The 14,502-nt window shown below is 58.0% G+C and carries 7 protein-coding genes and 2 pseudogenes; 5 read left to right on the top strand and 4 right to left on the bottom strand.

Annotated elements, in window-relative coordinates:
• Positions 1–257: 257 nt before the first annotated feature.
• Positions 258–2,705 (bottom strand): annotated as a pseudogene (locus CES87_RS11860) (glycogen/starch/alpha-glucan phosphorylase).
• A 251-nt stretch (positions 2,706–2,956) separates the two neighbouring features.
• Between CES87_RS11860 and CES87_RS11855 the strand changes: the two are divergent.
• A complete protein-coding gene (locus tag CES87_RS11855; protein WP_178081416.1) occupies positions 2,957–3,397 on the top strand; it encodes a YkgJ family cysteine cluster protein in 441 nt (146 codons plus the stop codon).
• A gap of 235 nt (positions 3,398–3,632) precedes the next feature.
• Here CES87_RS11855 and ltrA read toward each other — a convergent pair whose 3' ends face one another.
• From ltrA to thiI, 3 genes and pseudogenes are all read right to left on the bottom strand, one after another.
• Positions 3,633–4,925, bottom strand: a complete 1,293-nt coding sequence (ltrA, locus tag CES87_RS11850) for a group II intron reverse transcriptase/maturase (protein WP_128606251.1) — start codon at positions 4,923–4,925, stop codon at positions 3,633–3,635.
• 508 nt (positions 4,926–5,433) lie between these two features.
• Positions 5,434–7,253 (bottom strand): annotated as a pseudogene (typA, locus tag CES87_RS11840) (translational GTPase TypA).
• A 138-nt stretch (positions 7,254–7,391) separates the two neighbouring features.
• Positions 7,392–8,846, bottom strand: coding sequence for a tRNA uracil 4-sulfurtransferase ThiI (thiI, locus tag CES87_RS11835; RefSeq protein ID WP_128606250.1), 1,455 nt, complete (start codon positions 8,844–8,846; stop codon positions 7,392–7,394).
• 328 nt (positions 8,847–9,174) lie between these two features.
• Here thiI and glnA point away from each other — a divergent pair, with 328 nt between their 5' ends.
• The 4 genes from glnA (at position 9,175) to ntrC (ending at position 14,251) form a co-directional block, all read left to right on the top strand.
• Positions 9,175–10,581 carry a type I glutamate--ammonia ligase gene (gene glnA / locus CES87_RS11825; protein ID WP_128606248.1) on the top strand — a complete coding sequence of 469 codons (1,407 nt, stop codon included), beginning with the start codon at positions 9,175–9,177 and terminating at the stop codon, positions 10,579–10,581.
• A gap of 242 nt (positions 10,582–10,823) precedes the next feature.
• Entirely contained in the window at positions 10,824–11,333 is a 510-nt protein-coding gene (locus tag CES87_RS11820) for a DUF4124 domain-containing protein (RefSeq protein WP_128606247.1), read from the top strand.
• Positions 11,334–11,732: 399 nt separating this feature from the next.
• Positions 11,733–12,818 (top strand): nitrogen regulation protein NR(II), encoded by a 1,086-nt coding sequence (gene glnL / locus CES87_RS11815; protein WP_128606246.1) that lies wholly within the window; start codon positions 11,733–11,735, stop codon positions 12,816–12,818.
• The gene (gene ntrC, locus CES87_RS11810; protein ID WP_128606245.1) at positions 12,815–14,251 is read left to right on the top strand and encodes a nitrogen regulation protein NR(I); all 1,437 of its coding nucleotides are present in this window, start codon (positions 12,815–12,817) and stop codon (positions 14,249–14,251) included. Before glnL ends, ntrC begins: the two co-directional genes overlap by 4 nt.
• Positions 14,252–14,502: the final 251 nt, after the last annotated feature.

Genomic DNA, 14,502 nt, shown 5'->3' with positions numbered 1-14,502 from the left:
GCGAGTCCGGGCGGTACAGCGTCTGTCTGAGTCTAGTGACCAGACGCCCGGAATCCAGTGTGAAAACGGTTAGAACCGGCGCCACAAATCCAATGTGGGAGCGGGCTTGCTCGCGAAGAGGGCCTGACAGTCAACATAGATGCCGAATGTCAGTCCGCTTTCGCGAGCAAGCCCGCTCCCACATGGATCAAGTTGATGCTTAGTATATCGACCAGACCCGGCAATCGCCGGGCCTTGCGCGCAATTATTGCTAAAAGTTACTCCAACGCCTTCCAGATATCCGTGGCGTACTCACGAATCGTCCGGTCTGAAGAGAACCAGCCCATCCGCGCCGTGTTCAGCACCGCTGAGCGCCACCATTGCTGGGAATCGTGCCAATGGGCTTCGACCCGCATCTGCGCGTTCCAGTAGGAATCGAAGTCGGCGCAGACCAGGAAGCGGTCGTAGTCCACAAGCGAATCGATCAGCCCGGTGTAACGCGACGGATCATCCGGCGAGAACACCCCGCCGCGAATCGCTTGCAGCACATCGCTGAGCCGATGGGACGCGGCAATATCCGGCACCGCGCTGAACTCGTGGTTCTGCTTGCGCGCTTCAACCTGCTGGGCGCTGAGGCCGAAGATGAACATGTGTTCGGCGCCAATGCGGTCGCACATTTCCACGTTGGCACCGTCCAGCGTACCGATGGTCAGCGCGCCGTTCAGGCCGAATTTCATGTTGCTGGTGCCCGACGCCTCGAAACCGGCGGTGGAAATCTGCTCGGACAAATCCGCCGCCGGAATGATGCTCTCCGCCAGGCTGACATTGTAGTTGGGCAGGAACACCACCTTGAGCAAGCCGCGCACGGTCGGGTCGTTGTTCACCACACGGGCGATGTCGTTGGTCAGTTTGATGATCAATTTGGCCTGGTGATAACTGGCCGCCGCTTTACCACCGAAGATCTTCACCCGCGGCACCCAGTCGATTTCCGGCTCGGCGCGAATCGCCTGGTACAACGCCACGGTGTGCATCAGGTTGAGCAACTGGCGTTTGTACTCATGGATCCGCTTGACCTGCACGTCGAACATCGCCGCCGGGTTGACCGCCACACCCAGCCGTTCGTGAATGATGTGCGCCAAGGCTTTTTTGCTGTGCAGACGCTGTTCGGCAAAGGCCTTGCGAAACGCGGCCTTCTCGGCGAACGGTTCAAGGGCGATCAAACCGTCCTCAGGGTTATCCCGAATGCCAGGGCCGAGGGCATCGACCAGCATCGAGGTCAGCTCGGGTTGGCCTGGTACAACCAGCGGCGGAAGGTGATGCCATTGGTTTTGTTGTTGATCCGATCCGGGTAGAGCTTGTGCAGTTCGGAGAACACCGTTTTGCGCATCAGTTGCGTATGCAACCCCGACACGCCGTTGACGCTGTGGGAGCCAAGGAACGCCAGGTTGCCCATGCGCACGCGACGACCGTTGTCTTCTTCGATCAGCGACACTGCGCGCAGCACGTCGAAATCGTGGATGCCTTTGGCGCGCAGCGAATCGATGTGCTGGGCGTTGATCAGGTAAATAATCTGCATGTGCCGCGGCAGCATGCGTTCCATCAAACCCACCGGCCAGGTTTCCAGCGCTTCGGGCAGCAGTGTGTGGTTGGTGTAGGAAAGCGTGTCGACCGTGACTTGCCATGCCGCGTCCCAAGCCACGTCATACACGTCGACCAATTGCCGCATCAGTTCGGCGACGGCAATCGAGGGGTGGGTGTCGTTGAGCTGGATCGCCGCATGGTCGCCCAGGGTCAGCACCGAGGTGTGCATGTTGCGATGGCGACGAAGCAGGTCCTGCAGGGACGCGGCGACGAAGAAATATTCCTGACGCAGGCGCAGTTCCTGGCCGGCTTCGGTGCTGTCCGCCGGATAGAGCACGCGGGAGATGCTTCGGCCCGGGCCACTTCAGCGACCGCGCCCAAGTGGTCACCCGCATTGAAGCGTTCCAGGTGTAAATCTTCCATGGCCCGTGCGCGCCACAAGCGCAACGTGTTCACGCTCGCCCCCGCCAGCCGACCACCGGTGTGTCGTAGGCAATGGCCCGAACGGTTTCCGCCGGGTGCCAGACTTGCCTGGACTTGCCGCTCTCATCGGTAACGGTCTCGACGCCGCCACCAAAGCCGATCGGGTAAGCCACCTCTGGCCGCTCGAACTCCCAGGGGTTACCGAAATCCAGCCAGTGTTCGGTCTGTTCCTGCTGCCAGCCATCGACAATTGCCTGGCGAAACAAGCCGTGTTCGTAACGAATGCCGTAACCATGACCGGCGATGCCGAGGGTCGACATGCTTTCCATGAAGCACGCCGCCAGACGACCGAGGCCGCCATTACCCAGCGCCGCGTCGGGCTCCAGCAAGCGAATGCGCTCAATGTCGACGCCAAGTTCAGTCAGCGCCTCACGTGCCACATCGAGCAGGCCGAGGTTGCTCAGGCTGTCGTAAAGCAACCGGCCGATGAGAAATTCCAGGGAGAGGTAATAAACGCGTTTCTGACCTTTGCGGTAGATCTGCCGAGTGTGGTCCATCCAGTGCTCGACCATGTGATCACGCGCGGCCAGCGCAATGGCTTCGAACCAGTCATGGTCGAAGGCGTGATCCGGGTCCTTGCCCACCGCATAAGTGAGTTTGGTCAAGACGGCGTCGCGGAATGCGGCCACCTCTGCTTCGCGAACAAGTGGTTCTTGAGTCATCGATAAGACCTCGAGCGAGCTTGGAATTGTCTGAGCCTAGACGGTCTGACAGGCGGTAGAGGCTCTGGTTCGGCAGTTTTTCCCGTGAGTACGATTGGGCCGGCATTACATTGTCGTGTACGTGAATCAATGCAGGGGCCGTGCCGGATTAGCGGTCAATTGGCGGCGCAGAAAAAATCTGGCGAAAGGTTGTTCAAAAATCCACCAGTCCCGGTATGATCGCGCGCCCTGATGCACGCTGGTAACAACCGATGATGAAGCCCAACCTGATCGCCGCCGCGGAGATCGACCGACTCGATACCTGGGCCAAGTACTCCGCCCCGATGTGTGGTGGCTGCATGTCCAGCTGCTGCACCCTGCCCGTCGAGGTCAAGATCAAGGATCTGATCCGTATCGGCATCGTCGACGATTTCGAGCGCGGTGATCCACCGAAGAACATCGCCAAGCGCCTGCAGAAAGAAGGGATCGTCGAGCGTTACAACCAGAAGTCCGAGATCTTCACACTTCAGCGCATGAGCAACAACGATTGCTTGTACCTGGATCGTAAGAGCCGTCTGTGCACTATTTATGAAAAGCGCCCCGACACTTGCCGCAATCATCCCAAAATCGGCCCACGGCCGGGGTATTGCGCGTACAAGCCCAAAGAAGTGGTGCGTGAAAGCAGCAGTCGCCGGACTCTCGAGAAGTTCTGACCCGAATTTTCGCTGACTGATCTGGCCTCTTCGCGGGCAAGCCTCGCTCCTACGGGTCATGCGCGATTCACGTGACATGCGCAGAACCTGTAGGAGCGAGGCTTGCCCGCGAAGAGGCCATCAAATTTTCCGCACAAATTCAAGACAATCGGCATAGGGGGCGGCCTTCATAGGCCGCTCCCCTGCCACACCACCCGGCATGCGGGTCCGCACCGGGCGGTTCGAGAGATTGAGGTTATGAGAGTCGCACCAGACCCAGTCTGTCGAACCACGCCACATTCAACACTCGATTGAGCTCAAAGCGGCTGTTACGCCACCAGCTATGAGAGTTGGCCGCCACTTTCCGAGCCGTTTGGCTGCTGGCTCCCAACCCCCGCAGTTCGCGGTAAATCGTCGGACCACGCCTCCATTGTTTAAGCTGGATCGCTCGCAATCGGTGTCGCATCCACTCGTCCAGCTCTCGCCAGATTTTCGGCGTTTGTGACAACCCGAAGTAAGTTTTCCAGCCCATAAGATAAGGGCGTAGGTTCTCGACAACTTGTCGCAGACTGCGACCGCCTGAGCGACGGGTGAGTTCGCGTATCCGTTGTTTGAACTGCTTGCGCGCCTTGACCGCCACTGCTCTTTTGACGCCTTGTGGAGAAGCCCAGAAGGCGTATCCCAGAAACTTGCGGCCAAACGCGCTCGCCACCGCACTCTTGCTCTCGTTGACGCTCAAGTGCAGCCTTTCATACAGACGCTTCAGCAAGTCCATCACCCGTTGCCCCGCCTTATGACTGCGGACATACACATTCGCATCGTCGGCATAGCGCACGAAGCAATGACCTCGACGCTCAAGCTCCCGATCCACTTCGTCCAGCAGCACATTCGCCAGCAACGGCGACAGCGGACCGCCTTGCGGCGCCCCGCAGCGGCTTTTCTCGACCACGTCATTGATCAGCGTTCCCGCATCCAGATAAGCCCGGATCAAGCGAACAACCGCCCGGTCCGCGATCCTTTTGCCTAGACGATCAATCAAAATGTCGTGATCGACCCGGTCAAAGAACTTCTCCAGATCAACATCCACCACCACTCTGCGCCCTGAAGACACATGACGCTGAGCCGCTAGAACGGCATCCTGCGCCGAGCGCCCCGGGCGAAAGCCGTAGCTATGTTCACTGAACGTCGGATCGAGTATTGGCTGCAAGACTTGCAGGAACGCTTGTTGGATCAAGCGGTCGGTGACCGTGGGAATACCCAACTCGCGCTGACCGCCGTCAGGTTTGGGAATGACCACTCGGCGTACCGGACTGGGCCGGTAGACACCTGATAGAAGCTGTTCACGAATTGTTGGCCATCGAGTCAGCAGATGCTCGGCGGTCTGTTCAATATCCAGACCGTCGACTCCCGCCGCACCTTTGTTGGCCTTGACCCGCTTCCACGCCCGTTTCAGGTTTTCTCTCGCAAAGGCCCGCTCCAGCAGCCCTTGCCCTGCGTTGTCGGGTTCATTTTGCGGGCGATTGACCTCGTCGCTGACGGAGCTTCTCACGGTTTCACCGTTCGCAGTCTCTATCCGCCCCGCGTTTGGCAGGCATCTGACTTCCGGTCGTTCGCATCAACATGGCCTATAACGCTTTCTCTCGTTCGGCCCTTCGTCAAAAAAAAGACTACTACGGCCTCTGCTGACTTCTCGCTCCGGCTTACGCCGTCGCCCTTTCAGGCACGAGGCGAGATCTCCCCAGGTAAGAACGCAATCCTTCCCCGCACAACCGCCGGATTTACGTTGCCGCCCTTTGACCACAAGAGCTTTGCGATTTATTGCCCGCTCGCCCTGGTCGGCATCGCCTTATATCCGGTTCTTGTCCATCGGCTCACGGTTTCGATTCACGCTTCCTCCCCACACTCGGTCACCCTCATGCAGTTGCGCTTCACTTCGTTCGCTGTGGTCAGCTCACGGCGGGACTTTCACCCACAAGATTGCGCCCATGCTGGGCGCACAACAAAAACGCCCCCGGCCTTTCGACCGGGGGCGTTTTTTTGTCAGCTAACTAAATGACTTAGTTACCGGACTTCTTGGCAGCGCGGGTACGCTCGCTTTCGCCCAGGATCTTCTTGCGAAGACGGATGGACTTAGGAGTGACTTCGCACAGCTCGTCTTCCTGTACGAACTCCAGAGCTTGCTCCAGAGTGAACTTGACAGGCGGAACCAGAGCGATAGTTTCGTCTTTACCCGAAGCACGCATGTTGTCGAGCTTCTTGCCTTTAGTCGGGTTAACACCCAGGTCGTTGTCGCGGCTGTTCAGACCAACGATTTGACCTTCATAGATGTCCTGACCGTGCTCAACGAACAGCTTGCCACGAGCCTGCAGGGTTTCCAGCGAGTAGGTCAGTGCCTTACCGGTTGCAACCGAAACCAGTACACCGTTCTGACGGCCGGACATGTCGCCGGACTTCATCGCGTCGTAACGATCGAAGATCGAAGTCAGGATGCCGCCACCGGAGGTCAGGGTCAGGAACTCGTTACGGAAACCGATCAGGCCACGAGCCGGGATGTTGTACTCAAGACGTACACGGCCCTTGCCATCCGGAACCATGTTGGTCAGGTCGCCTTTACGCAGGCCCATTTGCTCCATGATCGCGCCTTGGGATTCTTCCGGCAGGTCGATGGTCACGTTTTCGTACGGTTCGTGCTTGACGCCATCAACCATGCGGATGATCACTTCCGGACGACCAACACCCATTTCGAAGCCTTCGCGACGCATGGTTTCGATCAGTACCGAGAGGTGCAGCTCACCACGGCCGGAGACTTTGAACTTGTCAGCCGAGTCGCCTTCTTCAACGCGCAGTGCAACGTTGAACAGCAGCTCTTTGTCCAGACGTTCCTTGATGTTACGGCTGGTCACGAACTTGCCTTCTTTACCGCAGAAAGGCGAGTCGTTTACCTGGAAGGTCATCGAAACGGTTGGTTCGTCAACGGTCAACGGCTTCATCGCTTCAACGTTCAGTGGGTCGCACAGAGTGTCGGAGATGAACAGTTGGTCGAAGCCGCTGATGCAGACGATGTCGCCAGCCGAAGCTTCTTCAACGTCGATGCGGTGCAGACCGTGGTGACCCATCAGCTTCAGGATACGACCGTTACGCTTCTTGCCGTCAACGTCGATAGCCACGACCGGAGTGTTCGGCTTGACGCGACCACGAGCGATACGGCCAACGCCGATAACACCCAGGAAGCTGTTGTAGTCCAGAGCGGAAATTTGCATCTGGAACGGACCGTCACGGTCGACTTTCGGCGCTGGTACGTTGTCGACGATCGACTGGTACAGCGGGGTCATGTCTTCAGCCATGTCGGTGTGATCCAGACCGGCAATACCGTTCAGGGCCGAGGCGTATACGACTTTGAAATCCAGCTGTTCTTCAGTAGCACCCAGGTTGTCGAACAGGTCGAAGATCTGATCCAGAACCCAGTCCGGACGCGCGCCTGGACGGTCAACCTTGTTGATCACCACGATTGGACGCAGGCCGGCTTCGAAAGCCTTCTTGGTCACGAATCGGGTTTGCGGCATAGGGCCGTCTTGAGCGTCAACCAGCAGCAGAACGGAGTCAACCATCGACATTACACGTTCAACTTCGCCGCCGAAGTCGGCGTGGCCCGGGTGTCCACGATGTTGATGTGGTAGCCGTTCCAGTTGATGGCGGTGTTTTTCGCCAGAATGGTAATACCGCGCTCTTTTTCCTGGTCGTTGGAGTCCATCACGCGCTCGTCGTTGAGCTCGTTGCGCTCCAGGGTGCCGGATTGACGCAAGAGTTTGTCTACCAGGGTGGTTTTACCATGGTCAACGTGAGCAATGATGGCGATGTTGCGTAGATTTTCGATCACTTGTGTATCTCGATCAGAGGATTCGGTGTGCTGACAAGTCTTGGCAGCGATTTACAGTAGAGTCAGGCCTTGCCGTTACAGCTTGACGGCAGAGTCGGGGGCCGGTGACGCAGGCCACAGGCAAACAGCCCCGGGCTCTTAGCTCGGTCGATAAACGCGCACATTGGCATGCCCCTCACTGAGCAAATGGTGGGCATGCAGGCGACTCATCACGCCTTTGTCGCAATACAACAGGTACTGGCGAGTAGGGTCCAGTTCCTTGAAACGAGCGTTCAGAGCATAAAACGGCATCGCTTGTACCTCGATACCAGCGAGTTCCAGCGGGTCATCCTCGGCAGCATCCGGGTGGCGGATGTCGATCACGATCTGACCTGCCAGCGCGTCGCTGACTTCTTCAATCTGTATGTCCTGGCCCAATTCGTCGATCACCCGATCGATCGGCACCAGCTTGGCGTTCTCGAGCGCTCGCTCAAGGACTGCCATGTCGAATTCTTTCTCTTCATGCTCCACACGGTGGCGCTTGGCGGCAGTCTTCGGATTGACCGAAATGACCCCGCAGTATTCCGGCATGTGCCGGGCAAAATCGGCGGTGCCGATTTCGTTGGCAGTATCGATGATGTCCTGCTTGTGACTGACGATCAGTGGGCGCAAGACCAGCTTGTCGGTCACGCAGTCGATCACGGACAGGTTCGGCAACGTCTGGCTCGACACCTGGGAGATCGCCTCACCGGTAACCAGCGCGTCGATTTGCAGTCGATCGGCAATCCGGGAGGAAGCGCGCAACATCATACGCTTCAATACGACGCCCATATGACTGTTATCGACTTTGCCGAGAATTTCTCCCAGCACTTCCTCGAACGGCACACTGACAAATAACACGCGTTGGGAGCTGCCGTACTTCTTCCAGATGAAATGCGCGACTTCCATGACGCCCAATTCATGGGCCCGTCCGCCCAGATTGAAGAAGCAGAAATGCGCCATAAGCCCACGGCGCATGATCTGGTAAGCCGCGACGGTGGAGTCGAAACCACCGGACATCAGCACCAGCGTCTGCTCCAGCGCGCCTAGCGGATAACCGCCGATGCCATTGTGCTGACTGTGGATCACGAACAACCGTTGGTCGCGAACTTCGATGCGAACTTCGATTTCAGGCTTTTTCAGGTCAATCCCGGCGGCACCGCACTGGCGACGCAACTGGCTGCCGACATATTTCTCGATATCTATCGAGCTAAACGTGTGCTTGCCGGCGCGCTTGCAACGCACCGAGAAGATCTTCCCGGCCAGTGCATCCCCGTAGTGCTGCTTGCACTTTTCGACGATGTCGTCGAAATCGCCCAGCGGATACTCGTCGATTTGCAGGAAATGCGCGACGCCCGGCATGCAGCTCAGACGCTCGCCCATCTCTTTGAGCGCCTTGGGATCGCTGACGCGGGTTTCCAGCTCGAGGTTGTCCCATACGCCGTTCACCACCACAGCCGGGTCCAGATCGCGGAGCACGGCACGGATGTTCTTGGCCAATTGGCGGATGAAACGCATCCGTACCGGGCGGCTCTTGATGGTGATCTCGGGGAAGACTTTTACGATTAATTTCATGGAAACAGCGCGCGCGAGGCCTGCCGAAAAAGGGGGGCGCGGATTATAGCGGAAATTGCTCAAGGTTTAACCAGTTAATATGCAGAAGGTTTCGCGCGCACCAAAACGGGTCACTTTCCAATTTCGACGCTACATTAAGGGGCGAGATTTTCCGCTTAAAGACCCTTTGCACGTCTATAAGCGTGAAATTGGGGCAAAAAACCCAAGCTGGGGCACTGGCATGCAATTTGCTCCCTTGTGAGGCAGGTTGCCTTGGCAGAGTATTCGCGCCGGCATCACAAACATTAAAGGGCATCCACTACCAGCCCTAATCCACCCGGAGGACACTATGTCGAAGTCGGTTCAACTCATCAAAGATCATGACGTCAAGTGGATTGATCTGCGCTTCACGGACACCAAAGGCATTCAGCACCACGTGACCATGCCGGCTCGCGACGGGCTGGAAGACGACTTCTTCGAAGTCGGCAAAATGTTCGACGGTTCGTCCATCGCTGGCTGGAAAGGCATCGAAGCCTCCGACATGATCCTGATGCCGGTTGACGATACCGCCGTTCTCGATCCGTTCACCGAAGAGCCGACCCTGATCCTGGTCTGCGACATCATCGAACCTTCGACCATGCAAGGCTACGACCGCGACCCACGTGCGATCGCCAAGAAAGCCGAAGAGTTCCTGAAGTCCTCCGGTATCGGTGACACCGTTTTCGCGGGTCCAGAGCCTGAGTTCTTCATCTTCGACGAAGTGAAATTCAAGTCCGACATTTCTGGCTCCATGTTCAAGATCTACTCTGAACAAGGTTCGTGGATGTCCGACCAGGACGTGGAAGGCGGCAACAAAGGCCACCGTCCAGGCGTCAAAGGCGGCTACTTCCCGGTTCCGCCGTTCGACCACGACCACGAAATCCGTACCTCCATGTGCAACGCACTGGAAGAAATGGGCCAGACCGTTGAAGTTCACCACCACGAAGTGGCAACTGCCGGTCAGAACGAAATCGGCGTCAAGTTCAACACCCTGGTGAAGAAAGCCGACGAAGTTCAAACCCTGAAGTACGTCGTGCACAACGTTGCCGATGCCTACGGCCGTACCGCTACCTTCATGCCTAAGCCTCTGTACGGCGACAACGGCTCGGGTATGCACGTACACATGTCCATCTGGAAAGATGGCAAGAACACCTTCGCAGGCGAAGGCTATGCCGGCCTGTCCGATACCGCTCTGTACTTCATCGGCGGCATCATCAAGCACGGTAAGGCCCTGAACGGTTTCACCAACCCGGCGACCAACTCCTACAAGCGTCTGGTTCCAGGCTTCGAAGCTCCAGTAATGCTGGCTTACTCGGCCCGTAACCGCTCCGCTTCGATCCGCATTCCTTACGTGTCGAGCCCTAAAGCCCGCCGTATCGAAGCTCGTTTCCCGGATCCAGCAGCCAACCCGTACCTGGCTTTCGCAGCGCTGCTGATGGCTGGCCTGGACGGTATCCAGAACAAGATCCACCCTGGCGACGCAGCTGACAAAAACCTGTACGACCTGCCGCCTGAAGAGGCGAAAGAAATTCCACAAGTTTGCGGCAGCCTGAAAGAAGCCCTGGAAGAGCTGGACAAAGGTCGTGCGTTCCTGACCAAAGGCGGCGTGTTCTCCGACGACTTCATCGACGCTTACATCGCCCTGAAAAGCGAAGAAGAAATCAAAGTACGTACCTTCGTACACCCACTGGAATACGAGCTGTACTACAGCTGCTGATCCGGTAGCGCCTGCGCAAGCGGCGTGACAAAAAAAGGCCTTCTTCGGAAGGCCTTTTTTATGGGGCTGTCAAAAGATCGCAGCCTTCGGCAGCCCCTACATTGGAATGCATACACCTGTAGGAGCTGCCGAAGGCTGCGATCTTTTGATCTTGCTCTTCTGTGCCCAGATGTTAACAAGCTGGGCCAACCACCACCCCTGACCTATGCTGCAATCCAACGCTTTCGTTTCCGGTCGATTTTATGGGTCGTGGTTTTCTCTTCATCCTGCTACTGATCGCCCTGCCCGCCGCAGCGCAGATCTACAAGTACACCGACGCCGACGGAAACACCGCCTACAGCAATCAGCCGCCGGATGGCGTAAAGGCTCAGCCGGTCGAGCTGCCACCCCTCAACAGCGTTGATACACTATCACCCGGCAAACCCGCACCCCCTGCCAAAGCCCACGAGCAACCCCACAGCGCCTACGAGGTGCTCGAACTCACCGGCCCGCCCACCACTGGAGCCCTACGCGCCAACAACGGCACTTTCACCGTTAACGTGTTGATCAAACCACGCCTGCAAGGTCCGCATCTGTTCAGGTTGCTATTGGACGAGCAACCCTACGGCCAACCAGGCAACGTGCCGATCCTGCAACTGGAGAACATTGATCGCGGCCTGCACAGCCTCGCCGTGCAAGTGATCAAAGGCGAAACCGTGATCCAGCAAAGCCCCGCTGTGACCTTTACCGTGCAACGGATGCACAAGCCTTGAAGGTCTGGCTGCTATCACGTGCCTGATCGCACCGCCCACGTCGGCGGCGGTTTTCACCTATGTCGATGCCCAGGGCAATCGGCTGACTAAACCCTGCACCCTCAGCGACTACAACGGCCGGAATGCTCACTCAGCGACAAACCCGTCGAAGAAAAAATCCGTTCCTACGCTTCTTTTAACCTTGTTCAGGTTTGCGCACTATATTGGTGCGAATGGTTGCACAGCGCTCGAATTCCAACCCATTTTGGTTCGAAAATACCCGCGACATCTGCCGGAGCGCCACGCAATCGAGCGTCAAACGCCCGTTTCAGGCGTTGAGCGCTTCTTTTCGGAGCCTTGGTTTGGTTTTTGCAGTTTCCTCGTATCAGCTCTTTATTCATGCGCCAAAAGAGGTCCTGAATGACCATCAGCGACGCACTACACCGCTTGCTACTCGACAACCTCACCACCGCGACCATCCTGCTCGATGCCGAACTGCGCCTCGAGTACATGAACCCGGCGGCGGAAATGCTTCTGGCCATCAGCGGCCAGCGTAGCCATGGTCAGTTCATCAGCGAGTTATTCACCGAGTCCACCGAGGCCCTGAATTCCTTGCGCCAGGCGGTCCAGCAGGCGCATCCGTTCACCAAGCGCGAAGCGATGCTCACCGCCCTCACCGGTCAGACTCTGACGGTCGATTACGCGGTCACGCCGATCCTGAGCAGTGGCGAAACGATGCTGCTGCTCGAAGTCCATCCCCGCGACCGCCTGCTGCGTATCACCAAGGAAGAAGCGCAGCTGTCGAAACAGGAAACCAGCAAGATGCTGGTGCGCGGCCTCGCCCATGAAATCAAGAATCCGCTGGGCGGCATTCGTGGCGCAGCGCAATTGCTGGCCCGTGAACTCCCGGAAGAAAGCCTTCGCGACTACACCAACGTCATCATCGAGGAAGCCGATCGCCTGCGTAATTTGGTGGATCGTATGCTCGGCTCCAATAAGCTGCCGTCGCTCGCCATGTGCAACGTCCATGAGGTGCTGGAGCGCGTTTGCCATCTGGTGGAGGCCGAAAGCCAGGGCTGCATCACCTTGGTGCGCGACTACGACCCGAGCATTCCCGACGTATTGATTGATCGCGAACAGATGATCCAGGCCGTGCTGAACATCGTGCGCAATGCGATGCAGGCCATCAGCAGCCAGAACGAGCTGCGCCTGGGCCGCATCAGCCTGCGTACCCGTGCGATGCGCCAGTTCACTATCGGCCACGTGCGCCATCGCCTGGTGACCAAGATCGAAATCATCGACAACGGTCCGGGCATTCCTGCGGAACTCCAGGAAACCATCTTCTTTCCCATGGTCAGCGGTCGCCCGGACGGTACCGGGCTGGGCCTGGCCATTACCCAGAACATCATCAGCCAGCACCAGGGCCTGATCGAATGTGACAGCCACCCAGGCCACACCACTTTCTCGATCTTTCTGCCACTGGAACAAGGAGCCGCATCGACATGAGCCGTAGTGAAACCGTGTGGATCGTCGATGACGACCGTTCTATCCGTTGGGTTCTGGAAAAAGCCTTGCAGCAAGAAGGCATGACCACACAAAGCTTCGACAGCGCCGATGGCGTGATGAGCCGCCTGGCGCGCCAGCAGCCGGACGTGATCATCTCTGACATCCGCATGCCCGGCGCCAGCGGCCTGGACCTTCTTGCGCGGATTCGCGAACAACACCCACGGCTGCCAGTGATCATCATGACGGCGCATTCCGATCTGGACAGCGCTGTCGCGTCCTATCAGGGCGGCGCGTTTGAATACCTGCCCAAGCCGTTCGACGTCGATGAAGCGGTTTCCCTGGTCAAGCGCGCCAACCAGCACGCTCAAGAACAACAAGGGCTGGAAGTCCCGGTCGCCCTGACGCGCACCCCGGAAATCATCGGCGAAGCGCCGGCGATGCAGGAAGTGTTTCGCGCCATCGGGCGCTTGAGCCACTCCAATATCACTGTGCTTATCAACGGCGAATCGGGGACTGGTAAAGAACTGGTAGCTCATGCCCTGCACCGCCACAGCCCGCGCGCGGCTTCGCCGTTCATCGCGCTGAACATGGCGGCGATCCCGAAAGACCTGATGGAATCCGAGCTGTTCGGTCACGAAAAAGGCGCGTTCACCGGCGCCGCCAACCTTCGTCGTGGACGCTTTGAACAGGCGGATGGCGGTACGTTGTTCCTCGACGAAATCGGTGACATGCCGGCTGATACCCAGACCCGCCTGCTACGGGTGCTGGCCGATGGCGAGTTCTATCGGGTTGGCGGGCATGTGCCGGTAAAGGTGGATGTGCGGATCATCGCCGCGACCCACCAGAATCTGGAAACCCTGGTACACGCCGGGAAATTCCGTGAGGACTTGTTCCACCGTCTCAACGTGATCCGAATCCACATTCCGCGTTTGTCAGACCGCCGCGAAGACATCCCGACCCTGGCCAAGCACTTCCTCAGCCGTGCCGCGCAAGAGCTGGCCGTCGAGCCAAAACTGCTGAAAAACGAGACAGAGGAATACCTGAAGAACCTGCCATGGCCGGGCAACGTACGTCAGCTAGAGAACACCTGCCGCTGGATCACCGTGATGGCTTCGGGTCGTGAAGTGCATATCGGCGACCTGCCACCGGAGCTGCTGAGCTTGCCTCAGGATTCGGCACCGGTGACCAATTGGGAGCAGGCGCTGCGCCAATGGGCCGATCAGGCTCTGGCGCGCGGTCAGTCGAACCTGTTGGACAGCGCCGTGCCGGCCTTCGAGCGGATCATGATCGAAACCGCCCTCAAACACACCGCTGGCCGCCGCCGTGATGCCGCGGTTTTGTTGGGCTGGGGGCGTAATACCCTGACGCGCAAGATCAAGGAGCTGGGGATGAAGGTGGATGGTGGGGATGATGATGAGGGGGATGAGGGCTAGTCGCCTTAAGATCACCGCCGTTCTTCAGATCCATTCGCGGGCTAGCCTCGCTCCTACGGGATATTTGTTGACCTGTAGGAGCGAGGCTTGCCCGCGAAGCTTTTTGGGCCAACGTGCACCGACTGAATGCACCGTGAACCGCAATCGCGCACGGCAACGGATCTACAGTCCCACCATTGTTCGCAATCGAACCCCTATCGAAAAAACACGAAAGCCCCGGATTACGGGGCTTTCAACGTTTTTAAGCGTCT

Origin of the sequence: Pseudomonas sp. ERMR1:02 (assembly GCF_002277815.1) — a bacterium.
In the GTDB taxonomy this organism is placed as follows: domain Bacteria; phylum Pseudomonadota; class Gammaproteobacteria; order Pseudomonadales; family Pseudomonadaceae; genus Aquipseudomonas.
The sequence above is the reverse complement of the archived record's forward strand: the minus strand, read 5'-3'. Positions and strand labels throughout refer to the sequence as shown.

Coding starts and splice junctions, on each gene's coding strand:
- CES87_RS11855 (WP_178081416.1), top strand. CDS start 2,957: ATGATGAAGCCCAACCTGATCGCCGCCGCGGAGATCGACCGACTCGAT.
- thiI (WP_128606250.1), bottom strand. CDS start 8,846: ATGAAATTAATCGTAAAAGTCTTCCCCGAGATCACCATCAAGAGCCGC.
- glnA (WP_128606248.1), top strand. CDS start 9,175: ATGTCGAAGTCGGTTCAACTCATCAAAGATCATGACGTCAAGTGGATT.
- CES87_RS11820 (WP_128606247.1), top strand. CDS start 10,824: ATGGGTCGTGGTTTTCTCTTCATCCTGCTACTGATCGCCCTGCCCGCC.
- glnL (WP_128606246.1), top strand. CDS start 11,733: ATGACCATCAGCGACGCACTACACCGCTTGCTACTCGACAACCTCACC.
- ntrC (WP_128606245.1), top strand. CDS start 12,815: ATGAGCCGTAGTGAAACCGTGTGGATCGTCGATGACGACCGTTCTATC.